This is a genomic window from Roseovarius sp., from assembly GCF_965228755.1.
GTDB lineage: Bacteria > Pseudomonadota > Alphaproteobacteria > Rhodobacterales > Rhodobacteraceae > Roseovarius.
Window position 1 is genome coordinate 797,385 of sequence record NZ_CBDDIG010000005.1, and the last position, 25,298, is coordinate 822,682.

General features: G+C 67.5%; 23 protein-coding genes. 15 read left to right on the forward strand and 8 right to left on the reverse strand.

The window, feature by feature from the left end:
* Positions 1 to 20 precede the first annotated feature (20 nt).
* From ACO07J_RS07315 to ACO07J_RS07340, 6 genes are all read left to right on the forward strand, one after another.
* On the forward strand, positions 21 to 395 hold the full coding sequence (locus ACO07J_RS07315) for a VOC family protein (protein ID WP_300892415.1): 375 nt from the start codon (positions 21 to 23) through the stop codon (positions 393 to 395).
* Positions 388 to 1,329, forward strand: a complete 942-nt coding sequence (locus ACO07J_RS07320; RefSeq protein ID WP_422027718.1) for a DMT family transporter — start codon at positions 388 to 390, stop codon at positions 1,327 to 1,329. The genes ACO07J_RS07315 and ACO07J_RS07320 overlap by 8 nt, the downstream gene beginning before the upstream one ends.
* A gap of 65 nt (positions 1,330 to 1,394) precedes the next feature.
* Positions 1,395 to 1,772 (forward strand): VOC family protein, encoded by a 378-nt coding sequence (locus ACO07J_RS07325; protein WP_422027720.1) that lies wholly within the window; start codon positions 1,395 to 1,397, stop codon positions 1,770 to 1,772.
* A gap of 174 nt (positions 1,773 to 1,946) precedes the next feature.
* Positions 1,947 to 3,377, forward strand: a complete 1,431-nt coding sequence (cysS, locus tag ACO07J_RS07330; RefSeq protein WP_422027722.1) for a cysteine--tRNA ligase — start codon at positions 1,947 to 1,949, stop codon at positions 3,375 to 3,377.
* A 100-nt stretch (positions 3,378 to 3,477) separates the two neighbouring features.
* Entirely contained in the window at positions 3,478 to 5,088 is a 1,611-nt protein-coding gene (gene cimA, locus ACO07J_RS07335; RefSeq protein WP_422027724.1) for a citramalate synthase, read from the forward strand.
* Positions 5,081 to 5,851 (forward strand): phytoene/squalene synthase family protein, encoded by a 771-nt coding sequence (locus tag ACO07J_RS07340; protein ID WP_422027726.1) that lies wholly within the window; start codon positions 5,081 to 5,083, stop codon positions 5,849 to 5,851. The genes cimA and ACO07J_RS07340 overlap by 8 nt, the downstream gene beginning before the upstream one ends.
* Positions 5,852 to 5,858: 7 nt before the next feature.
* On the opposite strand, the gene ACO07J_RS07345 is transcribed toward ACO07J_RS07340, so the two are convergent.
* The 6 genes from ACO07J_RS07345 to cobA all read right to left on the reverse strand — a co-directional run bounded on the left by ACO07J_RS07345 (position 5,859) and on the right by cobA (position 11,880).
* On the reverse strand, positions 5,859 to 6,668 hold the full coding sequence (locus tag ACO07J_RS07345; RefSeq protein ID WP_422027728.1) for a metallophosphoesterase family protein: 810 nt from the start codon (positions 6,666 to 6,668) through the stop codon (positions 5,859 to 5,861).
* Positions 6,665 to 7,612, reverse strand: a complete 948-nt coding sequence (locus ACO07J_RS07350; protein WP_422027730.1) for a diacylglycerol/lipid kinase family protein — start codon at positions 7,610 to 7,612, stop codon at positions 6,665 to 6,667. The genes ACO07J_RS07345 and ACO07J_RS07350 overlap by 4 nt, the downstream gene beginning before the upstream one ends.
* A gap of 97 nt (positions 7,613 to 7,709) precedes the next feature.
* Positions 7,710 to 8,387 (reverse strand): hypothetical protein, encoded by a 678-nt coding sequence (locus tag ACO07J_RS07355; protein ID WP_422027732.1) that lies wholly within the window; start codon positions 8,385 to 8,387, stop codon positions 7,710 to 7,712.
* 1 nt (position 8,388) lies between these two features.
* Positions 8,389 to 9,606 carry an MFS transporter gene (locus ACO07J_RS07360; RefSeq protein ID WP_422027734.1) on the reverse strand — a complete coding sequence of 406 codons (1,218 nt, stop codon included), beginning with the start codon at positions 9,604 to 9,606 and terminating at the stop codon, positions 8,389 to 8,391.
* A gap of 41 nt (positions 9,607 to 9,647) precedes the next feature.
* Entirely contained in the window at positions 9,648 to 10,928 is a 1,281-nt protein-coding gene (locus ACO07J_RS07365; RefSeq protein ID WP_422027736.1) for a cobyrinate a,c-diamide synthase, read from the reverse strand.
* A 100-nt stretch (positions 10,929 to 11,028) separates the two neighbouring features.
* The gene (cobA, locus tag ACO07J_RS07370) at positions 11,029 to 11,880 is read right to left on the reverse strand and encodes a uroporphyrinogen-III C-methyltransferase (protein ID WP_422027738.1); all 852 of its coding nucleotides are present in this window, start codon (positions 11,878 to 11,880) and stop codon (positions 11,029 to 11,031) included.
* A 124-nt stretch (positions 11,881 to 12,004) separates the two neighbouring features.
* Between cobA and ACO07J_RS07375 the strand changes: the two genes are divergently transcribed.
* The 7 genes from ACO07J_RS07375 (at position 12,005) to ACO07J_RS07405 (ending at position 18,509) form a co-directional block, all read left to right on the forward strand.
* Entirely contained in the window at positions 12,005 to 13,051 is a 1,047-nt protein-coding gene (locus ACO07J_RS07375; protein ID WP_422027740.1) for a cobalt-precorrin-5B (C(1))-methyltransferase, read from the forward strand.
* A complete protein-coding gene (locus ACO07J_RS07380) occupies positions 13,048 to 13,776 on the forward strand; it encodes a cobalt-precorrin-6A reductase (RefSeq protein ID WP_422027742.1) in 729 nt (242 codons plus the stop codon). The genes ACO07J_RS07375 and ACO07J_RS07380 overlap by 4 nt, the downstream gene beginning before the upstream one ends.
* Positions 13,773 to 14,402: a DNA-3-methyladenine glycosylase family protein gene (locus ACO07J_RS07385; RefSeq protein ID WP_422029733.1), complete on the forward strand. Its 630-nt coding sequence runs from the start codon at positions 13,773 to 13,775 to the stop codon at positions 14,400 to 14,402. The genes ACO07J_RS07380 and ACO07J_RS07385 overlap by 4 nt, the downstream gene beginning before the upstream one ends.
* Entirely contained in the window at positions 14,399 to 15,064 is a 666-nt protein-coding gene (locus ACO07J_RS07390) for an alpha/beta hydrolase (RefSeq protein ID WP_422027744.1), read from the forward strand. Before ACO07J_RS07385 ends, ACO07J_RS07390 begins: the two co-directional genes overlap by 4 nt.
* A gap of 378 nt (positions 15,065 to 15,442) precedes the next feature.
* A complete protein-coding gene (locus tag ACO07J_RS07395; RefSeq protein WP_422027746.1) occupies positions 15,443 to 15,691 on the forward strand; it encodes a hypothetical protein in 249 nt (82 codons plus the stop codon).
* Positions 15,688 to 17,196 (forward strand): sulfotransferase, encoded by a 1,509-nt coding sequence (locus ACO07J_RS07400; protein ID WP_422027748.1) that lies wholly within the window; start codon positions 15,688 to 15,690, stop codon positions 17,194 to 17,196. The genes ACO07J_RS07395 and ACO07J_RS07400 overlap by 4 nt, the downstream gene beginning before the upstream one ends.
* Complete coding sequence (locus ACO07J_RS07405; RefSeq protein WP_422027750.1) at positions 17,193 to 18,509, forward strand: arylsulfotransferase family protein; 1,317 nt, start codon at positions 17,193 to 17,195, stop codon at positions 18,507 to 18,509. Before ACO07J_RS07400 ends, ACO07J_RS07405 begins: the two co-directional genes overlap by 4 nt.
* 31 nt (positions 18,510 to 18,540) lie before the next feature.
* On the opposite strand, the gene ACO07J_RS07410 is transcribed toward ACO07J_RS07405, so the two are convergent.
* Positions 18,541 to 19,413 carry an NAD(P)-dependent oxidoreductase gene (locus ACO07J_RS07410; RefSeq protein ID WP_422027752.1) on the reverse strand — a complete coding sequence of 291 codons (873 nt, stop codon included), beginning with the start codon at positions 19,411 to 19,413 and terminating at the stop codon, positions 18,541 to 18,543.
* A gap of 76 nt (positions 19,414 to 19,489) precedes the next feature.
* On the opposite strand from ACO07J_RS07410, the gene ACO07J_RS07415 reads away from it, so the two are divergent.
* Complete coding sequence (locus tag ACO07J_RS07415; protein ID WP_422027754.1) at positions 19,490 to 21,961, forward strand: penicillin acylase family protein; 2,472 nt, start codon at positions 19,490 to 19,492, stop codon at positions 21,959 to 21,961.
* Positions 21,962 to 21,964: 3 nt separating this feature from the next.
* On the opposite strand, the gene ACO07J_RS07420 is transcribed toward ACO07J_RS07415, so the two are convergent.
* Entirely contained in the window at positions 21,965 to 23,254 is a 1,290-nt protein-coding gene (locus ACO07J_RS07420) for an ArgE/DapE family deacylase (protein ID WP_422027756.1), read from the reverse strand.
* A 209-nt stretch (positions 23,255 to 23,463) separates the two neighbouring features.
* On the opposite strand from ACO07J_RS07420, the gene ACO07J_RS07425 reads away from it, so the two are divergent.
* Positions 23,464 to 25,284, forward strand: coding sequence for an ABC transporter ATP-binding protein (locus ACO07J_RS07425; protein WP_422027757.1), 1,821 nt, complete (start codon positions 23,464 to 23,466; stop codon positions 25,282 to 25,284).
* Positions 25,285 to 25,298: the final 14 nt, after the last annotated feature.

Below are 25,298 nucleotides of genomic sequence, written 5' to 3' on the forward strand. Positions count from 1 at the left end.
AATACTGGAAGGAAAGACCCATGCAGATCGAACACGTGAACATCACCGTCCCGGACCCCAAGGCGAGCGCCGCCAAGCTGTGCGAGCTTTTCGGCTGGCACATCCGCTGGCAGGGCGATGCCCTTAACGGAGGGTTTACGGTGCATGTCGGCGACGACGACAGCTATCTCGCGCTTTATGCCCCGAAACCGCCGCTGGAACCCATGGGCGTGACCTATGGCCGGGTGGGTGGCCTTAACCACGTCGGCGTGGTGGTCGACGACCTGCGCGGCACCGAGGCGAAGGTGAAGGCGGCCGGGTATAAACCGCATAACCATGCAGATTATGAACCCGGCGAACGGTTCTATTTCGACGGGCCCGACGGGATCGAATTCGAGGTGGTGCATTATGGCTGAGGCAGGTGGAAACGGGCGGGCCATCGGCCTTTTGCTCTATACCGGGGCGTTGCTGGGGGTGAACCTTCCCCTCGGCAAGCTGGCCGCGCAGGGGGGCGTGCCGCCGCTTCTGTGGGCGATGGTGGTGTCGGCCGGGGCGGCGGGGCTGATGCTTCCGGCGCTGGTGGTGCAGAAACGGTTCGTCGTGCCGAGGGGGCGGATGCTGCGCTACACGGTCATTTCCGGGCTCATAAGCTTTGCGGCGATCAATGCGCTGCTCTACCTGCTGATCCCCCGCGTGGGGGCGGGTTATGCCGGGCTGATGTTCGCGTTGTCGCCTGTCGCCACGCTGGGGGTGACGGCGCTGGCGGGGCTGAAGACGCCGCCACGGCTGGGCGTGATCGGCATCGGCTTCGGGTTGGCGGGCGCCGCGGTGGTGGCGCTGACGCGCAGCGGGAGTGGCGGGGCCGAGGGGCTGATCTGGCCGCTGGTGGCCTTTGCCCTGCCGGTGATCCTCGCGCTGGGCAACGTGTATCGCACGATCGACTGGCCCGAGGGCGGGCATCCGGCGGTGCTGGCGGTGTGGAGCCATCTTTTCGCGCTGATCGGGCTGGCCGGGCTGCAGGTGGCCACGACCGGCGAGCTGCCGCTGCATCACCTGCGCGAGGTGCCGGGTCTGGTGCTGGCGCAGGCGGTGGTGGCGGGGCTGACCTTCCCGGCCTATTTCGCCCTGCAGAAGGCCGGCGGGCCGGTGCTGCTGAGCCAGATCGGCTATGTCGCGGCGGCGGTGGGGCTGGCGACCGGGACGCTGTTCCTGGGCGAGGTCTATGCGCCGCTCACATGGGCCGGGGCTGCGGTCATCGCGGTGGGCATCGCGCTGACCATCCGGGCGCAGGTGGCACCGCGTCGGGAGGTGGCTCCCGAGGCGACGGCCACCGGTCGCTGCGCCGCCTGAAACAAGGCGCCGCCGTCCGATCCGGGCGGCGGCGTTTTGCGTGGCAGGACGAGGAGGAGAGGCCCATGCAGGTCGAGACGTTCGGCATCATCCTGAACACCGAGCATTACGCGGACTGCGTGGGCTTCTATCGCGACGCGCTGGGCCTGAAGGTGATGTTCGAGAAGGCCACCGCGGAGGAGCGTCTGACCTGTTTCGACATGGGCGGCGCCTATCTCATGGTCGAGCCGGGTGGTCGGGCGTCTGCGGCGGGCAAACCTCCGGGAGAGTGCCCCTCCAAGCTGCGGTTCAACGTGGCGGACGTGGAGGCGGCGGTGGCGGAGCTGGCCAGCCGGGGCGTGCAGGCGGAGGTTCGGCGCAGGCCCTGGGGTGTCACGGCGGAGTTCCTTGACCCCGACGGCAATCGCTGCGCGCTGCGCGGAGTGGCGGGGTTCGGTGAATGAGACGGCTTGACCGGGCCGGGGCGGGCCCATATGGTCGCCGCCATGAAGACCGCAACCATCATCATCTGCTGCATTACCCGCTGACATAGTCAGGCGGGCCGGTCTTCTATTCCAAATTCGAAACCGAGTTGATAAGCCCGCCGCGGGGAACGCATGCCTGCGCAAGAGGGGCCTATGACCGAGATCACGCTCTACAACACGAAGTCGCGGAAGAAGGAGCGGTTCGAACCGCTCGATCGGGATAACGTGCGCATGTATGTCTGTGGGCCCACGGTCTATGACCGGGCGCACCTGGGCAATGCGCGGCCGGTAGTGGTGTTCGACGTGCTTTACCGGCTGCTGCGGCATGTCTACGGGGCGGAGCACGTGACCTATGTGCGCAACTTCACCGACGTCGACGACAAGATCAACGCGCGGGCGAAGGAGAACGTGGGCGAGGGCGGCGACGTGAATGCCGAGATCGCCCGGCTGACGGCGCAGACGACGCAGTGGTTCCTCGATGATATGGGGGCGCTGGGGGCGTTGGAGCCTGACCAGATGCCAAGGGCGACGCAGTTCATCCCGCAGATGGTGGCGATGATCGAAGGGCTGATCGCTGACGGATTCGCCTACGAAAAGGAGGGGCATGTGCTCTTCCGCGTGCGGAAATACTCGGATTACGGCAAGCTGTCTGGCCGGTCGGTAGATGACATGATTGCCGGCGCCCGCGTCGAAGTGGCGCCGTACAAGGAAGATCCGATGGATTTCGTGCTGTGGAAGCCCTCGAGCGATGACCTGCCGGGGTGGGAGAGCCCCTGGGGCCGGGGCCGGCCGGGCTGGCATATCGAGTGCTCGGCCATGTCGCATGAATTGCTGGGGGACAGTTTCGACATTCACGGGGGCGGCAACGACCTGATGTTCCCGCACCACGAGAACGAGATCGCCCAGTCCTGCTGTGCCCATCCGGAGGGGGAGTTCGCCCGCGTCTGGATGCATAACGAGATGCTGCAGGTGGAAGGCAAGAAGATGTCCAAGTCGCTGGGCAATTTCTTTACCGTGCATGACCTGCTGGAGAAGGGCTATCCGGGGGAGGTGATCCGGTTCGTGTTCCTGAGCACGCATTACCGGAAGCCGATGGATTGGACGGAGGCGAAGGCGAAGGAAGCGGAAGCGACCTTGCGGAGGTGGAGAAAAGCGACCAAAGGGGTCGCCCCTAGCGCAACCCCTCCGATTGAGGTCTTGGATGCGCTTGAGGACGATCTAAACTCAAGCTTGGCAATCACGGTGCTAAGTTCGATTGCATCTGGCACGCCGTTAGAATTTTTGGGCTATGCGGAAACTGAAAGTTATGGCGCCGCGGACCTTCTTGCTGGTGCTAACCTGATGGGACTTCTTCTTGAAGAAATGGGTGATTGGGCAGCCGCCCCGCAGGTCGATCTTTCGGACTGGGAAGCGCGTCTTACCGAAGCGCGCAAGATCGCAATGGAGAGCAAGGACTTTTCTGAAGTCGACCGGCTCAAGGCAGCCTTGGTTGACACTGGTATCGAAGTTCGAATGAGCAAGGCCGGCGTTGAGCTAGTGCCAAATCCGGACTTCAACCCCGCCAAGCTGGAGGCCCTGAAATGAGCCGCCCGGCAACGACGCACCATCCCGTCCTGGGCCTGGCCCGGGACCTCTGCGCCACCGCGAGGCCCCGGCTCGGGGGCCGGGGCGGGGAGGTTTGCCGATGACCCGCGAGCGCCTCTACCTCTACGACACCACGCTGCGGGACGGGCAGCAGACGCAGGGGGTTCAGTTTTCTACCCCCGAGAAGCAGGCCATTGCCAAGACGCTCGACAAGCTGGGGCTCGATTATATCGAGGGGGGCTGGCCGGGGGCCAACCCGACCGACAGCGCGTTTTTCGATGCCGCGCCGGAGACGCGGGCCACGATGACCGCCTTCGGCATGACCAAGCGGGCGGGGCGGAGTGCGGAGAATGACGATATCCTTGCCGCCGTGCTGAACGCGGGGACGAAGGCGGTTTGCCTTGTCGGCAAGACCCATGATTTCCATGTCGAGACCGCGCTGGGCGTGACGCTGGCTGAGAATACCGAGAATATCGCCCGGTCGGTCGAGCATATCGTGAAACAGGGCCGCGAGGCGCTGTTCGATGCGGAGCATTTCTTCGACGGGTACAAGGCGAACCCGGATTACGCGCTGGAGGCGCTGAAGGCGGCTCTGGACGCGGGCGCGCGGTGGATCGTGCTGTGCGACACCAATGGCGGTACGCTGCCCACGGAGATCTTCACCATCACCAGCGCGGTGATTGCGGCCGGCATCCCCGGCGAACGGTTGGGCATTCACACCCATAACGACACCGAGAACGCGGTGGGCGGGAGCCTGGCTGCCGTCGATGCCGGGGTACGGCAGATTCAAGGGACGCTGAACGGGCTGGGGGAGCGGTGCGGGAATGCCAACCTGACTTCGCTCATCCCGACGCTCTTGTTGAAGGAGCCCTATGCCTCGCTTTACGAGACGGGGATCACCCGGGAGGCGCTGACCACGCTGACGATGGCGAGCCGGCAGCTCGACGAGATCCTCAACCGAGTGCCGATGAAACAGTCGGCTTACGTGGGCGCCTCGGCCTTTGCGCACAAGGCGGGGCTGCATGCCTCGGCCATCCTGAAGGACCCCACGACCTACGAGCATATCGACCCGGCGGCGGTGGGCAATGCCCGCGTCATCCCGATGTCGAACCAGGCCGGGCAGTCGAACCTGCGTCGGCGGCTGGCCGAGGCGGGGCTGGAGGTGGAACCGGGCGATCCGGCGCTGGCGCGCATCCTCGACGAGATTAAGGAGCGGGAGGATCGCGGCTACACCTATGACAGCGCGCAGGCGAGTTTCGAGCTGCTGGCGCGGCGGGAGCTGGGGCGGCTGCCGGATTTCTTCGAGGTGAAGCGCTACAAGGTCACGGTGGAGCGGCGGAAGAACAAGTATGACCAGATGGTCTCGCTCTCCGAGGCGGTGGTGGTGGTGAAGATCGACGGGGAAAAGACGCTGTCGGTCTCGGAATCGATGGACGAGCTGGGCTCGGACCGGGGGCCGGTCAACGCGCTGGCCAAGGCGCTGGCCAAGGATTTGGGCAAGTACCAGTCGGCGATCGACGACATGCGGCTGGTGGATTTCAAGGTGCGGATCACGCAAGGCGGCACCGAGGCGGTGACGCGGGTGATCATCGACAGCGAGGACGGCTCGGGCCGGCGGTGGTCGACCGTGGGGGTGAGCCCGAACATAGTGGATGCCTCCTTCGAGGCGCTGCTGGACGCGATCGTGTGGAAACTGCTGCGCGATGCATGAGGACGTCATCGCCTGTGCCGACCTGGTGCGCCGGGGCGACCCGGACCGCTTTCGTGCGGTGATGGCCGCGCCGGTGGCGGCGCGGGAGAAGCTGTTTCCGGTCTATGCCTTCAACCTCGAGGTGTCGCGCGCGCCCTGGGTGACGGAGGAGCCGATGATCGCCGAGATGCGCCTGCAATGGTGGCGCGATGCGCTGGGCGAGATCAGGGATGGCGGGCCGGTCCGGCGGCACGAGGTGGCGACGCCGCTGAGCGGGGTGGTGGACGCCGAGGGGGCCGAATTGCTCGATCAGTTGGTCGCGGCGCGGCGGTGGGATGTCTACCGCGAGCCGTTCGAGGACGTGGCGCATTTCCGGGAGTATATCGGCAAGACCTCCGCGAACCTGCTGCTTGTGGCGGCGCGGTCGCTGGCGGAGGTGCCGGACGATACGGTGCGCGAGGCGGGTTATGCGCTGGGCCTGGCCAACTGGCTGCGGGCGGTACCGGCGCTGGAGCAGGCGGGGCGCATCCCGCTGGTGGAAGGCACGCACCAGGCGATCCGGACGCTGGCGGAGGAAGGGCTCGACCACCTGGCCAGTGCGCGGGCGGCAAGACGGACGATCCCGCCGGCGGCGCGGCCGGCGATGCTGGTGCTGTGGCAGGCGGGGCCGGTGCTGAAGGCGGCGCGCGACAGGCCAGGGCGGGTGGGCGACGGCACGCTCGATACGGCGCCGTTCCGCAGCCGGCTGACGCTGATGGCGCGGGCGGCGACGGGGTTGTGGTGAGGCCGGTTCAGGGGCTGGTATGCGTGGTCCAGCCCTGCGGGCGGATCACGAAGCGGCGGGTCTGGGCCATGGCGAAGCGGTGGTCGCCCTCGGCCGCGGCGTAGCGGGTGACGTCGATCAGCCCGTCCTCGATTTCCAGCAGGTTGAAATCATTGTCCTGCCCGCGCAGCCGGGTCGAGAGGCCGGTGCCGGCATGGACCTGCAGCACCGCGTTGCGCTCCGGCTTCTCGGCGAAGGGGTCGGCGCGCCAGCTGTGCAGGTGGCCCGAGAGGACGACATCGGCGTTGAGGCGGGCCAGCTCCTCCATCGCCGCGTCGGCGCCGCGCATGCGCTTCTTCTTCTCGCCGGGCAGGTGTTCAAGCGGGTGATGCGCCACTACGATCCGGGTGCGCCGCCCGCGGGTGTTGCCGAAGGCGTTGCGGACGCGGTCGAGGGCGTGGGGCGTGAACCAGCCGCTTTGATGCGCCATCGGGTTGACGGTGTTGACGCCGAGCACGATCATCTCGCCGTCGTGGAACTCGGGCTCGAGATCGGGGGAGATCCACTTGCGGTACTGCCGCCACGGCCAGAGCAGGCGCAGGAAGAGGTTGTGGAGCGGCACGTCGTGATTGCCCGGCACCGCCAGCACGGGCGCCTCGAGCCGGTCGATGAAGTCGCGCGCGGCGCGGAACTGGGCCGGGCGGGCGCGCTGGGTGAGGTCGCCGGAGATGGCCGCGAGGTCGGGCGACAGGTCGTTCACCGCCTCGACGAGCGGGTCGAGCAATTCCGGGCGGTCGCGCCCGAAATGCAGGTCGGACAGGTGGGCGATGCGTCTCACCGCGTGTCGCTCTGCCGGGTGAGGGGGGCCACGACCTTAAGCTCGTTCTCGATCACCTGCAGGTCATAGGGGGCCTTCATCCGGTCGCGCTCGCCATCGCAGGCGATGTCGTGCTTGCGCTCGTTGTTGATGATCCGGATGCGGTCTGCTGCGATGAAGTCGAACTCCTTCTCGCGCTCGGCCAGGCCGAGGGCCAGCAGCAGCGCGTTGCGCAGCATGCCCCAGCGGTTGGTGTCGGGCGCGATGAAGAGGGCGAGGCGGCCGCGGGCAATCTCGTCCTCGCCCTGCAGGCCGATCTGGTTGAGCTGGAAGGCGTTGTTGACGGCAAAGATCAGCGGCGTGCGGCGTTCGAGCACCTGGTCGTCCGCCTCGACACGCACGCGGAGGGGGCGGCGCAGGGTGACCAGCGTCACCAGCACCGACCAGTAGGCGGCGATGCGGCGGCGGCCCCAGCGGCGGTAGACATCCTCGCGCGTCTTGAGGATGGCGGGGTAGGCGCCGAGGCTGGCGTTGTTGAGGAAGACGCGGTCGTTGATCCGGGCGATGCGGACGGGGCGCGCGGCGCCGTCGCAGAGCAGGTCGATGGCGGCGGGGATTTCGGTGGGAATGTCGAGCGATCGGGCGAAGTAGTTGAACGTGCCCAGCGGCAGGATCCCCATGGTGACGCCGGTGCCGCGCAACACGCTGGCGACGCCCGAGACGGTGCCGTCGCCGCCGGCGGCGACGATCATGTCGAACCCTTCCTCGACCGCCTTGCGCGTGGCGGGCAATAGATCCGACCCGCTTTCCAGCACACGCAGTTCGGCATTGGGGGCGCGTTTGGTTAACGAAGTGCGAATGCGCGACGGGATATCCTGCGTGTCACGACGGCCCGATTTACCGTTCATGATGACGCACATCCGCCCCAGCTCGGTCGGCGTAGGCTCGATGGATTGCATTTTCATTCCGTCCCCGCGCGTTGCGCACCCTTTGCGGGGAAGAAACGCGGTGCAGCCTTGCGGGTTCCCGGGATCACGAAAAGCTGATGGCCGGCCGGGGCGGTCAGCGGACGCGCTTGCGGAAGGCCAGGGCCTTGCGGAGCCAGCTTGCGGGCCGGCGGGAGAGATAGGGGAAGGCGTCTTCGGGTGCGATGGCCTTGCGGTGCAGGAATTCTGCGAGCGCGACCGCGCGCGAGGCCTGTGACATGTACCCCGCCCAACCGGCCTGTTCGGCCGCTTCCAGCTGGATCACGCCATACCCGGCGATAATGGCATGCAGGTCGGTTGCCAGCTCGTGGGCGGGTGCGCCACCCGGCAACGCGTCGACCACCGTGGACAACCTTGCGTGGATAAGCTCGTGTGCAAGGGTGTTGATGAACATGACCGGTTGGCGCATCAGCTTGGGGTTGTAGGTGATCAGAGGTGCCTCGGCATCATCCCAGTATTGACCGGCGGTGTCCCCCATCCGGGTGTAATCGTGCAGCAGCTCGTCGGGGAGGTCGGGCAGCGGCTCCAGCGCGATGGGCTGCGTGAGGCCGAGCTGGCGCTTAATGTCCTCGAACACCAGCAGCGCGGTTTCGTGGTCATGGCCGCCCGGGGCGTGAAAGTACTCTCTCGTCGGACGGATGAGCTCGGCCATGGCCCACCAGGCGGGCCGCTCGCTCTCGACCCAATCGAAATTGTCGATGATCCAGTCGTGCAGATCCTCTCCGATCAGGGGCGTCTTTCCGAAAAGGCGCATCTCACGTCTCTTTCGGCCTCAGCATCAGCCAGATCAGGGCGCCGCCCGCCAGCGTCAGGCAGGGGATCATCGCGATGTTGACCAGGGCCCAGCCGGCCTCGGGCGTACCACCGGAGCAGTTCATCAGCCCGCCCGAGGAGAGCGAGGCCAGCGTCACGCCGCCGAAGACGATCAGGTCGTTGAGGCCCTGCATCCGCCCGCGTTCATGGGGTTCATGCGAAGCGGCCAGCATGGTCGTTGCGCCAATGAAGCCGAAATTCCAGCCGAGGCCGAGGAGGACAAGCGCGATGAAGAAGTTTTCGAGCTCGACCCCCTGGAGCGCCACGGCACCGGCGCCGGCCAGGATCAGCAGGCCCAGCCCCATGATCTTTTCCGTGCCGTACCGCGCGATCAGGTGGCCGGTGAAGAAGGACGGCGCGAACATCGCCAGGACGTGGCCGGTGACCACGTCGGCGGCATCGCCGGTGTTGAAACCGCAGCCCACCACGGCAAGCGGCGTCGAGGTCATCACGAGGTTCATGAGCGCGTAGGAGATCGTGGCGCAGATCACCGCCACGGCGATGCGCGGCGTGGTAAGCAGCTCAATCCGCGAGCGGCCGCGCGGGGCGTCGTCGCCCGGCACCGGGGGTTTGGGGATGTCGAGGAAAAGGAACAGCAGCACGCCCACCACGTTGACGCCGATCACCGCGAGATAGGTGCCGAGGAACGGGATCACCATCGCTTCGGCCGTCAGCTTCACCAGTTGCGGGCCGATTACTGCGCTGACCAGCCCGCCGGCCAGCACGTAGGAGATGGCCCGGGGGCGGAAGGCGTCGCTGGCCGTGTCGGCGGCGGCGAAGCGGTAGAAGCCTTGGGCGGACATGTAGATGCCGGTGAAGAGGCTGCCCAGCAGGTAGACCGAGAAGGAGCCGAGATAGAGCCCGTAGGCGCCGATGGCCGCCCCGAGCGCGCCGCCAGCGGTGCCGATCACGAATCCCGCACGCCGGCCCCAGCGCTGCATCGCCCAGCTGAGCGGCGTGGCCGAGAGCATCGAGCCCAGCACGATCAGCGAGATGGGCAGGGTGGCAAAGCAGATGTTGCTGGCCAGCGATTGCCCGGCCAGCCCGCCGACGACGAAGATCATCGGCATCTGCGAGCCCAGCACCGCCTGCGCCAGCACCAGCACGGCGACATTGCGCCGTGCGCGGGTGTCGGATTGGGGGAAGACGATGTCGGTCATGGGGATCTGCTAGCCGCGTTGGCGGGAAGCTGCAAGTCGCGCTAGCGCACAGTCGGGTCTGCGTCGATCACGTGGGCGAAGCTGCCCGACACGCGGCCGCGGCGGAGGCCCATGTCGGGCAGGGCCGTGCCCTCGGCATCGGTGGCGCGGAAGAGCGGGTCGCCGGCTTCGCGCAGGGTGGTGGCGTAGTGGAATTCGTGTCCGGCGAGCGGGCCGGTGAAGGGGCCGCCCAGCGGGGCGAGGTGACGGTAGCCGAGGTGCAGGCGGCGGTGCTCGAAGGAGGTCTCCACCCCCAGCATCCCGGCCATGGCGTGCCGTGTGCCATCGGCATTGACCAGCCCCTCGCCCAGCACCATGTAGCCGCCGCATTCCCCGTAGACATCAATGGTTTGCGCGGCATGTCTCAGGGTGTTCAGGAAGCGTGTCGCCGCCGCAAGCCGGCCCGCGTGCAGTTCCGGGTAGCCGCCGGGCAGGAAGACGAACCCGGCCTCTGGCACGGCGTCGTCCGCCAGCGGGGAAAAGGGCCGGATCTCGGCGCCCCTGGCCCGCCAGTCGGCCAGCATGTGCGGATAGGCGAAGGCGAAGGCCTCGTCCTGCGCCAGGGCAATGACCTGTGCGGGCGGGTCGAGGCGCGGTGCCGGTTCGGGCGCGGGCAGGGGGCGGGCGATGTTCAGAAGGGCGGCCCGGTCGAGCGTCTCCGCCAGGGCATCCGCCGCCCGTTCGAGAAAGGCGTCGAGATCGGGCCGCTCTCCGGCCTGGACCAGGCCGAGGTGCCGCGAAGGCTGGGACAGCGCCGCATCGCGCCGGAGGGCCGCCAGCACCGGCAGGCCCAGCGGGGCGAGCGCGCGGCGCAGCATCGCCTCGTGCCGGTCGCTGCCGATGCGGTTCAGGATCACGCCGGCCACCGGCACATCGCCGTCGAACCCGGCGAAGCCCGCCACCAGCGGCGCCACCGAACCGGCCATCCGGCCCGCATCGACCACCAGCACCACGGGCAGGCCCAGCTGGCGCGCCAGGTCGGCCACCGCGCCGCGCCCGTCGGGCGGGGCACCGTCGAACAGTCCCATCGCGCCTTCGACCAGCAAGAGGCCCTCGCCCGCCGCCAGCGCGTGCAGGCGAGCGGGCGTCATGGCCCAGGCGTCGAGGTTCAGGCAGGTCCGGCCACAGGCGGCCTCGTGGAATTTCGGGTCGATGTAATCGGGGCCGGACTTCGCCCCGCGCACCGCCACGCCCTCGCGCGCCAGGAGCCGCAGCAGGGCCAGCGTGACCGTCGTCTTGCCCGCGCCCGAGGACGGTGCCGCGAGGATCAGGCCCCTTTCCACGCCCAGCCTTTCACTTTTCCGCAAATACTCCGGGGGAGGCGTTGAAATTCCATGGGAATTTCAACGTTGGGGGCAGCGCCCCCGGATCCCCGTCCACCCTTCAAGACGCCTCGGCCGGGCGCCCCCGGCCCAGCGGGTCGAGGTTGCGCGGGCGCTCGCCCGCCAGCATGCCCTGCCAGTCGAGCACCTGCCGCATCAGCACCGAGCGCCCGACGCAGAGGATGGCGGGCGGCTCGAGCGTGCTGGCGGCGATGTCGCGGGCCATGTCGCCCAGCGTGGTTTCCAGCACCTTCTGGTCGCCGGTGGTGGCGGCGCAGACCACGGCGCAGGGTTCGCTGGCGGGGCGGCCGGCCTCGATCAGGGCGCTGGTGATCTGTTCGACATGCTTCATGCCCATGTAGATCACGATCACCTGGCTGCCCTGGGCGATGGCTTTCCAGTTGAGCGAGGAGGGGGTCAGGCCCGACTGGTCATGGCCGGTGACGAAGGTCACCGACTGGTTCACGTCGCGGTGGGTGACGGGGATGCCGGCATAGGCCAGCCCGCCGATCCCGGCGCTGATGCCGGGGATGATGCGGATGGGAATGCCGTGCTGGACAAGGGTTTGCGCCTCTTCCCCGCCGCGGCCGAAGACGAAGGGGTCGCCGCCCTTGAGGCGCAGGACGCGCTTGCCTTCGGCGGCGAGGTCGACCAGCCGGAGGGAGATGTCGCGTTGCACCGCCGAGGGTTTGCCGCCACGCTTGCCGGCGTAGATATGCTCGGCCTGCGGGGCCCAGTCGAGGATGCGGGGCTCGACCAGCGCGTCGTAGATCACCACGTCGGCCTGCCGCAGCGCGTTGACCGCGTGCAGGGTCAGGAGGCCCGGATCACCGGGCCCCGCGCCGCAAAGCCAGACCCAGCCGGGTTCGAGCGTGGGCCAGGGGCCGTCGGGGAGGGGAAGCGAGTCGGTCATTTTCCTTGTATGCCCCGACTTGGCGCGCCGGGAAAGGGCGGCTGCGACGTCTGGCCCCGGCAATCGCGACATGTGAATTGCCGATTGGCCTTGTTTTACGCCATCCCTATAGTCCGCCCCTGACATGGCCCGCAAACCCGACAGACCCCTGCGCCGTGGCTGGACCACGGGCGCCTGTGCGACCGCCGCGACGCGGGCGGCGCTGATGGGGTTGTGGGGGGGCGGGCGGCCCGAGAGGGTGCAGATCGTTCTGCCGAGGGGCGAGCAGCCGGAATTCGAGATTTCCCATTGGGACCAAGGCGATGGATGGTGCGAGGCGGGTGTCGTGAAGGATGCGGGCGACGATCCGGACGTGACCCATGGCGCCTTGATCCGGGCAAGGGTGTCAGCCTCGACCGGGGGTGTGGTCTTTGCCGCGGGCGAGGGGGTGGGCACGGTGACGATGCCCGGCCTGCCCATTCCGCCGGGGGAGCCCGCGATCAACCCGGTGCCGCGGCGGATGATGGAGGATGCCGTGGGCGAGGTGGCGGCCGAGCTGGGACGGGCGCCGGATATCCGGATCGAGGTGTCCGTGCCCGGGGGTGCGGCGCTGGCGCAGAAGACATGGAACCCGAGGCTGGGGGTGAAGGGGGGCTTGTCGATTCTCGGGACGACGGGGATCGTGCGGCCGTTTTCCTGTGCGGCGTGGATTGCGTCGATTCACAGGGGCATCGACGTGGCCTGTGCGCAGGGGCTGGAGCATGTGGCCGGGTGTACGGGCGCGAGCAGCGAGAAGGCGGTGCAGGCGCTTTATGGCCTGCCGGATCATGCGATGCTGGATATGGGGGATTTTGCCGGGGGCATGCTGAAATACCTGGCGAAACATCCGGTGCCGCGGGTGACGGTGGGCGGCGGGATCGGCAAGATGACCAAGCTGGCGCAGGGGGCGCGGGATCTGCATTCGGGGCGGAGCCAGGTGGATTTCCGGGGGCTGGCGGAGGTGCTTGGGAATGAGAATGTGGCCTACATGAACACGGCCTTGCAGGTGTTTGAGAACACAGGGGAAAGTTACGCGGAATGGGTGGCGCAGGCGGCGCTGGAGCAGGTGCGGGGGATGCTGCCGGAAGGGGTTCGGGCCGATACGGTGGTGACGGATCGGCAGGGCGGGATCCTGGCGAGGGCCGGGGTATGAAACTTCTGCTGCTGGCGGGCACGGGCGAAGCGCAGGAGGTGGCCAAAGCCTTGGCGGAAAAGGGCATTCCGGCGGTGGCATCGCTGGCCGGGGCGACACGTGCGCCCAAGCCCATGGGGTTGCCGACGCGGGTTGGTGGCTTCGGCGGGGATGAGGGGTTCGCCCGGTACCTGGAGGCGGAAGGGATCACCGCCGTGCTGGATGCGACGCATCCTTATGCGCACCGTATTTCGAACAGGTCGGCCGAAATTTGTCGTGATAAATCAGTAGATTACTGTCAAATCCTCAGGCCGGAATGGGTGCCGGGGCCGGGCGATCGGTGGACGGAGGTTCAGCGCGAGGAGGATGTCGCGGCGCTGGTGCCGGAGGGCGCGGTGGTGTTCCTTGCCACCGGGCGGCAGACGCTGGAGAGGTTCGGCAACATGGGCCATGCGGAGTTGATCTGTCGCCAGATCGATCCGCCGGACCGCCCGTTTCCATTCGTTAACGGAAGGTTTCTTGTGGGGCGTCCGCCGTTTTCGGTGGAGGAGGAGCGGGAGTTGTTTCAAAGGCTCGGTGTCGACTGGCTGGTTGTTAAGAATGCGGGCGGGGCGGCGGCGATGTCGAAGCTGGTGGCGGCCAGGCAATTGGGGGTGCGGGTGGCGATGATCGTACGGCCGCCGCAGCCCGAAGCGCTTAAGGTGGCGAGCGTTGCGGAGGCGCTGGCGTGGGTGGACGGGCTGTGACCGGGCGGATCATCCAAACGCTGGCGGATGTCGAGGAGGGTGCGGATCACCTCGAGCGCCTTTGCCCGCGGCTGGCCCATGCCAGGCAGATGACCGGGCCGCTGCCGCTGCGGCGCAAGCCGGAGGGGTTTGCGGAGCTTCTAAGCGCCATCGTCAGCCAGCAGGTGAGTACCGCCTCGGCCGCCGCGATCTGGGGGCGGATGAAGGCGGCCGGGCTGACCGGGCCACGCAAGATCATGTGGGCGAGCGACGATGACCTGCGGGAGGTCGGGCTGAGCCGGCAGAAGATCCGGTATGCGCGGGCGCTGGCGGAGGCGCGAATTGATTTCAAGGGGTTGCGGGACAAACCTGATGCGGAGGTCGTGGCCACGCTGACCCAGGTGCCGGGGATCGGCGTGTGGACGGCGGAGATCTACGCGATGTTCAGCCTTGGCCGGGCGGACGTGTTCGCGCCGGGCGACCTGGCCCTGCAGGAGGCGGCGCGGGTGCTGTACGGGTTGCCGCAGCGACCGAAGGACCGGGAATTCCGGGCGATGGCCGAGGCCTGGCGGCCATGGAGATCGGTTGCGGCGCGGCTTTTGTGGGCCTACTACCGGGTGGACAAGCAAAGGGAAGGGATCAGATGACGCGCGTTCTGAAGGCGGGCCGCAAGGAGCCGCAATCCGGTGAGACACGGTCGATCGTGGTGTTCCTGCACGGTTACGGGGCCAACGGGGCCGACCTGCTGGGGCTGGCCGACGTGCTGGGCGAGCATCTGCCCGATACGCTGTTCGTGGCGCCGGATGCGCCGGAGGTGATCCCGATGATGCCGACGGGCCTGCAATGGTTCCCGATCCCGTGGATCGACGGCTCGTCCGAGGAGGAGGCCGAGCGGGGGTTGCTGGCGGCGGCCGAGGATCTGAACGCGTTTCTCGATGCGCTGATGGTGGACGAGGATGTTCTGCCGGAACAGGTTGTTTTGTTTGGCTTTTCGCAAGGGACGATGATGGCTTTGCATGTCGCGCCCCGGCGGGAGGATGCGGTGGCGGGTGTCGTGGCCTTCTCTGGCCGGCTTTTGTCGCCGGACCTGCTGAAGGACGACGCGGTGAGCCGGCCGCCGGTGCTGCTGGTGCATGGGGACCAGGACGACGTGGTGCCGCCGCAATCGCTGCCCGAGGCGGCGGAGGCGCTGCAGGCGGCAGGGTGGAAGGATGTCTATGCGCACGTCATGAAGGGCACCGCGCACGGGATCGCGCCCGATGGTTTGTCGGTGGCGCTGGCCTTCATGCGGGACAAGCTGGGGCTTTAAGAACCGGTTAATTCCGGGTTTTCGGGGCGTTGCGCGGGGTTTCCGCGGTAATATGCGTAAATGGCTGAAATCGTTGAATACCCGACGTCGGTATTACGTCGGTATTTTGTCGGTATTGCGTCGGTGTCCGTTGCCGGCGGTGACGGGCCCGCAAAAGGATTAACACGCTCGAAAGAGGCGACATAGACGGGGCGTGCCCGGAAAACGGGCAGAACGCGAAAACGGGCCCGGCGCGATCAACGAATAGGCGAACAATCGCCGGCAACCCCCCGGTGTGCGGCGCGAAATTGCTTGCAGGGGTGCCGGTGGTCACGGCGGGGGTGGACCGTGGGCATCGAAGATTAGATGTAATTGCACATCGCAACCACGAGGCCTCACGTGCATCCTGTTTTCAAGAAATCCCGTCACGCCGCCGCGCTCGCCGTCGCTGCTGTTTTCGTTCCCGCCGCCGCGCAGGCCTATGTCGGTCCGGGCGCCGGGCTGACGGCAATCGGCACGATGATTGCGCTGTTCGCCGGCATCGTTCTCGCGATCATCGGATTCGTCTGGTACCCGCTGAAGCGGATGATGAAGAACCGGTCGAAACCTGCGGAGCGTGCGGAGCCCTCTGCGGAGCGTAGCAAGTGATCGTTGCAGCGCTGCTGCTCGGGCTGATCGCCTTCATCGCCGTACTGCGTATCCTGAGGGCCGAGAGGGTGGCCCGGCGCGTGGCGTCGACCGCGCAGACCGCGCTGCGGGTGATGAGCGACCCCGACACGTCGGACGACGAGAAGGAGCGCGAGGTGCGGCGCGCCTCGGTGACGCTCCTGGGCCTGTTCCTTGCGATTGCCGGGATCGGCGTGGCCGCGCTTGGCGCGACGGCGGCGGTGGTCTGGGGCGGGGCGCAGGCCGGGCTCTATTCCCTCGACGCGGCGATTGCCGTGGCCTCGAGCTGGCCGTTCCTGTTGGGCTCGACCGTGGGCGCGGTGGTGCTGTGGCTGGCGCTGGACCGGCTGGGGCGGGGCAAACCCGCACCAGAGAGCCGGGAGACCGCGGACCGCGACGCCGTGCCCTACGGGCCGATGGAGCAGGCGCTGCACAATTTCGCCTTCGCCTCGCCCGCGCGGCAGAAGCGGCTGGGAGCGCTGGAGACGCGGCTTTTCCGGCGCCGGATCGATCCGGAGCGGTCGGCGCGGCCGGTTTTCGTGACCTCTCTGCCGCGGGCGGGTACGACGATCATGCTGAACGCCATGGCGGGGCTGCCGGAGTTCGCCTCGGCCACCTATCGGCACATGCCGTTTACGCTGGCGCCGCTTCTGTGGAGCCGGATCGGGCCGATTTTCCAGCAGGGCGCCGCAAAGGGCGAGCGCGCCCATGGCGACGGGCTGGAGGTGTCGGGGGACAGCCCCGAGGCGTTCGAGGAAATGCTCTGGATGGCGTTCTACCCGGACCATTACCGGCAGGACCGGATCCTGCCGTGGAACGTGGGCCATTACGACCAGGCCTTTGCCGAGTATTTCCGCGTGCACATGGCCAAGGTGGTGGCGACGAAGCCGGGGGCGCGGCGGTACCTGTCGAAGAACAACGCCAATATCGCGCGGCTGCCGCTGATCGAGGCGATCTGTCCGGATGCGACCGTGCTTGTTCCGGTGCGGGATCCCCGGGCGCATGTCGCCTCGCTCATGCGGCAGCATGCGCGGTTCCTCGACCTGCATGCGCGCGAGCCTTTCGGGCGGCGCTACATGGAGGGGGTCGGGCATTTCGAGTTCGGCGCGGCGCTTCGGCCGATCGCGTTCCGCGAGGGAGCGCCGGGGCCCGAGGCGGCGACGGGGCCGGATTTCTGGCTGCGCTACTGGATCGACGCCTACGAGCACGTGCTGGCGACCGCCGGGCGGGGGGTCGTTTTCGTCGATCACGACGCGTTCTGTGCCGCACCGGGGGCGCATCTGCCGCTGCTGGCCGAGGAGATCGGCGCGGCGGACCCGGCGCAGGTGGCCGGGCTGGTGCCGATGTTCCGCGCGCCGGGGCCGGCGCCGGTGCTGGAGGGGGCCGATCCGGCGTTGCTGACGCGGGCGGCCGCGTTGCATGACAATCTTTGCCGCCGCGCCCTCGGGGCCGGGGCGGCCCAATACGCGAAGGAAGCCACCGCATGAGCAAGCGGCCATTTTCGGACCGGATCGCCCCGGTCGTGTTCACGGCCTCGGTTGCCGTTTTGGGAATCGTCTATGGCACGGTCTCGTCCTGGTGGGGCTGGTTCCCGGCGCCGCAGATCGGGCTGGCGCACCGGACCTACATGGATGTGAAGAACAACTGGCGCAACGATATCGGGCTGGAGCCGACACGGCATATCGTGGCGCCCGACGACAGCGGCGAGACGCCGGACCCCGAGCGCGGTTTCACGGCGCACCAGCCCGACCGGGCGGAGGGCGGCTATACGCTGGTCGCCGGGCTGAATACCGACCCGGAGGGAACGTTCCACGTGGTGCGGCTTTACGATGCCAGCGGCGAGGAGGTGCATCACTGGCCCGTCACCTATGGCGAGATCGACAGCCAGAACAAGCCGCAGAACACCATGCTGCACGGGATGGAGGTGTTCGAGGACGGCTCGATCGCGGTGACGTTCGATTCGGGGCAGGTGCTGGCGCGGCTGGATACCTGTGGCGAGCCGATCTGGAGCAACGTCAACTCGTTCCACCATTCGCTGACGCGGGACGGGGAGGGGCACCTGCTGTCGTGGCGGGAAGAGATGATTTCCTGGGTGGACGAGGAGAGCGGCGAGGAGGTGCGCACGCTCGAACTGCGCGAGCAGATCATCTATGGGGATGACAAGGCCCAGCAGGGCTATCTCGATATCCGCACGGTGACGCCGGAGAAGCCGGACGAGCGGGTGCGGTATGTCGACGACCCGTATCACCCCAACGATGCCGAGCCGCTGCTGGCCGAGATGGCCGACGCCTTTCCGATGTTCGAGGTGGGTGACGTGCTGATCAGCCTGCGGGAGCTGAACCTGGTGGCCGTGGTCGACCCGGAGACGGGGAAGATGAAGTGGTGGCAGCACGGGCCGTGGTTCAAGCAGCACGACCCGGATTTCCAGCCCGACGGCACGATCACGGTGTTCGACAACGGCACCGGGACGGGGCGGTCGCGGATCATGCGGGTCGATCCGAAGACCGGCGAGGTGACCGAGGATTTCGCCGGGAGCGAGGAGCTGCCTTTCTATACCTGGCGGCGCGGCAAGCACCAGGTGCTGCCGAACGGGAACCTGCTGCTGACCGAGGCCGAGCACGGGCGGCTGCTGGAGGTGGACCCGGAGGGTGAACTGGTCTGGGAGCGGCACATGCGGTGGGATGACACGATGAACGTGATCGTCACCGAGGCGCGGCACGTGCCGGAGGATTTCTTCACCGACGGCGTGCCGAGCTGCGAGGCCGAGGTGGCCGAGGCGGAGACCAGGGAACAGGGGTGAGGGGCGCCGGTGGCGCCCCTGGCCGGCCGGTCTAGCCCAGCTTGCGCAGGCGCTTGAAGAGGCTGGAGGTATCCCAGCGGCCGCCGCCCATCTTCTGGACGTCCTTGTAATACTGGTCGACCAGCGCGGTGACCGGCAGCGAGGCGCCGTTCTCGTTGGCGGTTTCAAGGCAGATGCCGAGATCCTTGCGCATCCAGTCGACGGCGAAGCCATGGTCGAACTTGTCGTCCAGCATGGTTTCGTAGCGGTTGGCCATCTGCCAAGACCCGGCCGCGCCCTGGCTGATCACCTCGACCACCGAGCGGCCGTCGAGACCGGCCTTCTCGGCGAAGTGCAGCGCCTCCGACAGGCCCTGAACCAGCCCGGCGATGGCGATCTGGTTGGCCATCTTGGTCATTTGCCCGGCGCCCGAGCCGCCGATTCGGCGGCAGAGCTTGGCGTAGGTATTCATCACCGGCTCGGCGGCGGCATAGACATCCTCGTCGCCGCCGCACATGATCGAGAGCTGGCCGTTCTCGGCCCCCGCCTGGCCGCCGGAAATGGGCGCGTCGACGTAGCCCAGGCCGGCCTCCTTGGCGGCTTTGTAAAGCTCTTCCGTCACCTTGGCCGACACGGTGGTGTGATCGACGAAGGTGGCGCCCTTTTTCATGCCGGCGAACGCGCCGTCCTCGCCCAGGCACACGCTGCGCAGGTCGTCATCGTTGCCCACGCAGGACATCACGAAATCGGCCCCTTCCGCGGCTTCCCGCGGGGTGGCCGCGTGGGTGCCGCCATGCTGATCCACCCATTTCTCGGCCTTCGACGCGGTTCGGTTGTAGACACAGACCTCGTGGCCCGCTGCCTGCAGATGCCCCGCCATCGGGTAGCCCATCACGCCAAGGCCCAGGAATGCCAGTTTTGTCATCGTCTCGTCGCCTCCCATTGTCTCGCCCCGAATTTCTGACTATCCCGACCCGAGATGCAAGGAGAAACCGGGCAGGATGGCGCAGGTCTTCAAATGGCTTTTTCGGATCGCCGGGGCGATGGTCGTGCTGGCCGTGCTGGCGATCACGGTGATCTATTTCCTGCTGTCGCGGTCGCTGCCCGAGTATGACAAGACGCTGGCGGTGGACGGGTTGTCGAGCCAGGTCGAGATCGTGCGGGACCATTCCAACGTGCCGCACGTGTTCGGGGGCACCGATCTCGATACCTTCTACGGGCTGGGCTATGCCCATGCGCAGGACCGGCTGTGGCAGATGGTGATGCTGCGCCGGACGGTGCAGGGCCGGCTGTCGGAGGTGTTCGGCACGCAGACCGTGGACGTGGACAAGGTGCTGCGGCGGTTCGACCTTTACGGACAGGCGCGGGATTCGGTCAACGTGCAGGACGCCTGGACGCAGGAGGCGCTGCGGGCCTATTCGCGGGGCGTGAACGCGCGGCTGAACGAGATCAACGAGGAGGCGCGGGGGCGCGGGGCACCGGAGATGTTCCTGTTCGATTTCCCGATCGCGCCGTGGCAGCCCGCCGATTCGATCGCCATCGTGAAGCTTCTGTCGGTGCAGTTGTCGGCGCATCTGGAGGAGGAGGTGCTTTTCGCCCGCACCTCTATGGCGCTGAACGACGACGACCGGATGAAGGATATCATGCCGCTGGCGCCGGGCAGCGGGCTCGCGGCGCTGCCGGATTATGCCGCGCTGTTTCCCGAGCTGCGGGATCATGCGCCGCGCTATGCGAAATCGGATATCACGAAGAACCGGCTGTCGCCGTTCAATCATCGCGCCTTTGCCGGGGCTTCGAACGCCTGGGCGGCGGCGCCCTCGCGCTCGGCTTCGGGCGGCACGCTTCTGGCCAATGATCCGCACCTGGGGTTCACCGCGCCGTCGGTGTGGTACCTGGCCCGGATCGAGCTGTCGACCGGCGGGGTGATCGGCGGGACGATCCCCGGCGTGCCGGTGGTGATGACGGGGCGGAGCGAGAATCTCGGCTGGGGGGTCACCTCGTCCTACATGGATGACCAGGATGTCTATATCGAGCGGCTGAACCCCGAGAACCCGGGCGAGTACCTGACGCCCGATGGCTACAAGGAATTCCGCACCGAAAGCACGATCATCGAGATCAAGGATCTGGATCCGATCACCCTGACGCTGCGCTGGACGGACAATGGACCGGTCATGCCGGGGACGCATTACGACCTGGCCGAGGTGACGCCGCCGGGGCACGTGGCGTCGGTCGCGTGGACGGCGCTTTCGGGGGCCGACACGACGATGACCGCGGCGATGCGGCTGATGCAGGCGCAGGACGTGACCGAGGCGCTGGAGGCGGGGCGGTTTTATGTGGCGCCCTCGCAGAACCTGATGCTGGCGGATGACGAAACCATCGCGATGAAGATGATCGGCGCGATGCCGCGCCGGGATGCCGGGCACGAGACCAAGGGGCGGATGCCGTCGCGCGGGTGGATCGCCGAGAACCGCTGGCCGGCGATGACGCCCTATTCGTCGAACCCCGAGTTCGTGGCGCCGGTGGGCGGGGTGCTGGGCAATACCAACAACAAGACGGTGAGCCGGCCGTTCCCGTCGCATGTGAGTTTCAAGTGGGGCGATACCCAACGGATCCACCGCTGGCAGCGGCTGATGCAGTCGCGCGAGGTGCATACGCGGGACAGTTTCATCGAGGCGCAACTGGATACGGTGAGCTTTACCGCGCGGTCGCTGTTGCCGCTGATCGGGCGGGACCTGTGGTTCACCGGCGAGGCCGCGCCCGACGGCACGCCCGAGCGGCAGAGGCAGCGGGCGCTGGACCTGCTGTCGAACTGGAACGGCGAGATGAACGAGCATCTGCCGGAGCCGCTGATCTATTCCGCGTGGCTGCGGGCGCTGATGACGCGGCTGATCCAGGATGACCTTGGGCCGCTGGCGTCAGAGTTCACCCATCCCGACCCGGTGTTCATCGAGCGGGTCTACCGCGATATCGAGGGCGCCTCGGCATGGTGCGACATCCGGCAGTCGACGCAGAAGGAGAGCTGTACCGACATTGCCCGGCTGGCGCTGGACGATGCGCTGGTCTGGATCGGCGAGCGGTACGGGACGGCGCTGGAAAGCCTGCGCTGGGGCGACGCGCACCAGGCGACGCATGATCACCAGGTGCTGGGGGATGTGCCGTTGCTGCGGTATTTCGTGAATATCCGGCAGTCCACCTCGGGCGGGGATCACACGCTATTGCGGGGCCGGACGAGTGGCGAGGGGCCCGAGCCTTACGAGAACGTGCATGGCGCGGGGTTCCGGGGGGTTTACGACTTTGCCGACCCGGACAGCAGCGTCTTCATCATCTCGACCGGCCAGTCGGGGCATTTCCTGAGCCGGCATTACGACGACCTGGCACAGCTCTGGCGGCGGGGGGAGTATATCCCGATGTCGCTGGATCCCGCGCTGGCAAGGGCGGCGGCGGTGGGTGTGACGATGCTGGTGCCGCGGTAGGGCTTAGTCCCCGAGCGCCTCGACCCCGCACCATTCGGCGATGAAGAGCGCCATGGCGATGGTGGTGCGGCGGATCGATTCGACGCTGACCCGTTCGTCGACGCCGTGGATGTTTTCCGAGATTGGCCCGTAGCAGAGCGAGGGGATGCGGTTGTAGAGCTGGTAGACCCGGCAGTCGAGATAGCCGGGGGTGACGAAGCTTTGCAACTCTTCGCCGGTGGCCGCCTGGTGGGCGCGGCCCAGCACCGCCTCGGCCTCGGAGCCGGGCTCGAGCGTGTAGCCTTCGGAGAAGAAGCCGTTGAAGGTGACCTTGGGCGGGGAGTTCGCCAGGTAGGGGTCGGAGGCGGCGAAGGTGCTGATCGTCTCCTCGATCCGGCGGGCGGCCTCGGCGGCCCTGATGCCGGGAAAGAGGGCGATGCGGCAGTCGACGCGGCACCATGACGGCACCGAGGAGGCCCAGTCGCCGCCCTCGATCTTGCCGATGTTGAGGTTGATCGGGTGGTCGAGATCCTCGAAGAAGCGGTGATCGCCTTTCTCGGCGTTCCAGTCCGCCTCGAGCCCGCGCAGGGCGGCGACGACGCGGTAGGCCGCGTCGATGGCGTTGGCGCCGCTGCCCATTTCGCGCACGTGGACCGGCTTGCCCTGCACCTCGACCTGGAACCAGAGCGTGCCGACATTTGCGCGCACGAGCATTTCCTCTTCCGGTTCGGGGATCAGGACGGCGTCGGCATCGTAGCCCTTGAGGTAGGTCATCAGGGCGCCGTTGCCGGTGGATTCCTCCTCGACCACGGTTTGCAGGTGGACCCGGCCCGCCGGGGCGAAGCCGGCGCGGCGGAGCGCGTCCATGGCGAAGAAGATCTGGGCCTGGCCGGCCTTCATGTCGGCACCGCCGCGACCATAGAGCCAGTCGCCCTCGACATGCGGCTCGAAGGGCGGGTGGCGCCACATGGTGTCGGGGCCGGCGGGCACGACGTCGACATGCGATTGCAGGATGAGCGAGCGGCCAGCCTCGTTCCGGGGCCGGTGCGTGCCGACGACGATCGGTGCCGTGGAGTGCTCGGGCGTGATCTTTCCGCCGCCTTCATGGGCCTCGATGGCGGCGGGGTCCATGTCGAACTGGTCGACCTCGTAGCCCCGTTCCGCCAGCTCGCCGGCGATGAAATCGACGACCTCGTGCTCCTTCCCGCGGATCGAGGGGAAGCGGACCAGCACCTTGGTGAATTCGATCTGGTCCGGGAAGCCCTGTTCGACGGCGTCGATGATGGCGGTCCTCACGTTGTCGGATAGGGGCATTGGGCGTTCCTGTTCTTGTCGCGTGTCGGGGGCACCTTGTCACGTCTGCGGGGAGGCCGGAAGGCTTTGGCGGAAAATCCTTGCCGGGCCGGGATGGGCGCGGCGGGTTGGCGGTATCGGGCTTGGCGGCGGCCTTGCCCTTTCAACGGGTTTGACCTGACGGCGAACCGCCACTAGCTTCGGCTCAGCGCTTCCGAACAGGAGATCCCATGCTCGACCGTCCCGTCGCCCGCATCGAGAATCTGCGGGTGCAGTTCCAGACACGCGATGGCCCTGTGACAGGTGTCGAGGACGTGTCGTTCGAGGTGTTCCCCGGAGAGACGGTTTGCGTCGTGGGCGAATCCGGGTCGGGCAAATCGGTATCGTCGCTGTCGCTGATGCGGCTGGTGGAGTTCGGGGGCGGCGAGATTTCCGGTGGTCGGCTGTTGTTCGACCGCGGACGGGACGACGAGATCGACCTGGCGCAGACGCCGCAGAACCTGATGCGGACGATCCGGGGCAACCAGATCGGGATGATCTTCCAGGAGCCGATGACGGCGCTGAACCCGGTGTTCACCATCAGGCGGCAGCTGACCGAGGGGTTGAGGCTGCACAAGAACATGGACCGGAAGGCGGCCAGGGCGCGGGCGCTGGAGCTGTTGCGCGAGGTGCGTATCCCCGAGCCGGAGCGGCGCCTGACGCAGTACCCGCACGAGTTGTCGGGGGGGATGCGGCAGCGCGTGGTGATCGCGATGGCGCTGGCCTGTCAGCCACGGCTGCTGATCGCCGACGAACCGACCACGGCGCTGGACGTGACGATCCAGGCGGAAATCCTGGCGTTGATGAACCGGCTGAAGCGGGAGACCGGGACGGCGGTGATGTTCATCACGCACGACATGGCCGTGGTGGCGCAGATGGCCGACCGGGTGGTGGTGATGTTCCGGGGCCACAAGGTCGAGGAAGGCACGGTGGAGGAGATCTTCGCCAACCCGCAGCATGATTACACCAAGGCGTTGCTGGCCGCCGTGCCGCGGCTGGGCGAGATGCGGGGGAAGGCGGCACCGGAGCCGATGAAGCTGCTTGGGGTGCCGGACCAGAAGATTGCGCCGATCACCGGAACGGACGAGCGGCTGTTGTCGGTAAAGGGGCTTGTCACCCGGTTTGCCGTGCGCGGCGGGCTGTTGCGCCGGACGCTGGCCGAGGTGCACGCGGTCGAGGACGTGTCGTTCGAGCTGGATCGGGGCAAGACCCTGTCGCTGGTGGGCGAATCGGGCTGCGGGAAGTCGACCGCGGGCCGCTCGATCCTGCGGCTGATCGAGCCGGACCGAGGCGAGATCATGCTGGACGGCACCGATATCATGGCGCTGGGGCCGGGCGAGCTGCGCAAGGCACGGATGGACATGCAGATGGTCTTCCAGGACCCGTTCGCCAGCCTCAACCCGCAGATGAAGCTGTCGGACCAGGTGGCCGAACCGATGAAGAATTTCGGGATCGGCAGCGCATCGGACCGGGGCGACCGGGTGGCGATGCTGTTCGACCGGGTGGAGCTGCCGCGGAGTTTCCTGCGGCGCTATCCGCACGAGCTGTCGGGCGGGCAGAGGCAGCGGGTCGCCATCGCGCGGGCGCTGGCGCTGAACCCCAAGCTGATAGTGGCCGACGAGGCGGTGAGCGCGCTCGACGTGAGCGTGCAGGCGCAGGTGCTGAACCTGATGATGGAATTGCAGGCCGAGCTTGGCCTGTCCTTCCTGTTCATCAGCCATGACATGGCGGTGGTGGAACGGGTGAGCCATGACGTGGGCGTGATGTACCTGGGCCGGATCGTCGAGCGGGGGCCGCGCGCGGCCGTGTTCGAGAACCCGCAGCATGCCTATACCAAGGCGCTGCTGAAGGCCGTGCCCGTGGCCGACCCGGCACGGCGCCGGTCGGAGGAAGATCTGAAGTTCAAGCCGATCCCGTCGCCCATCCACGAGGTGGGGTACGAGCCGGGCCCGTCCGTCTACGAAGAGGTGGAGCCGGGCCATGTCGTGCTGGTGTCGGAGAGCGGATATTGAGGAAGAAGGAGCGA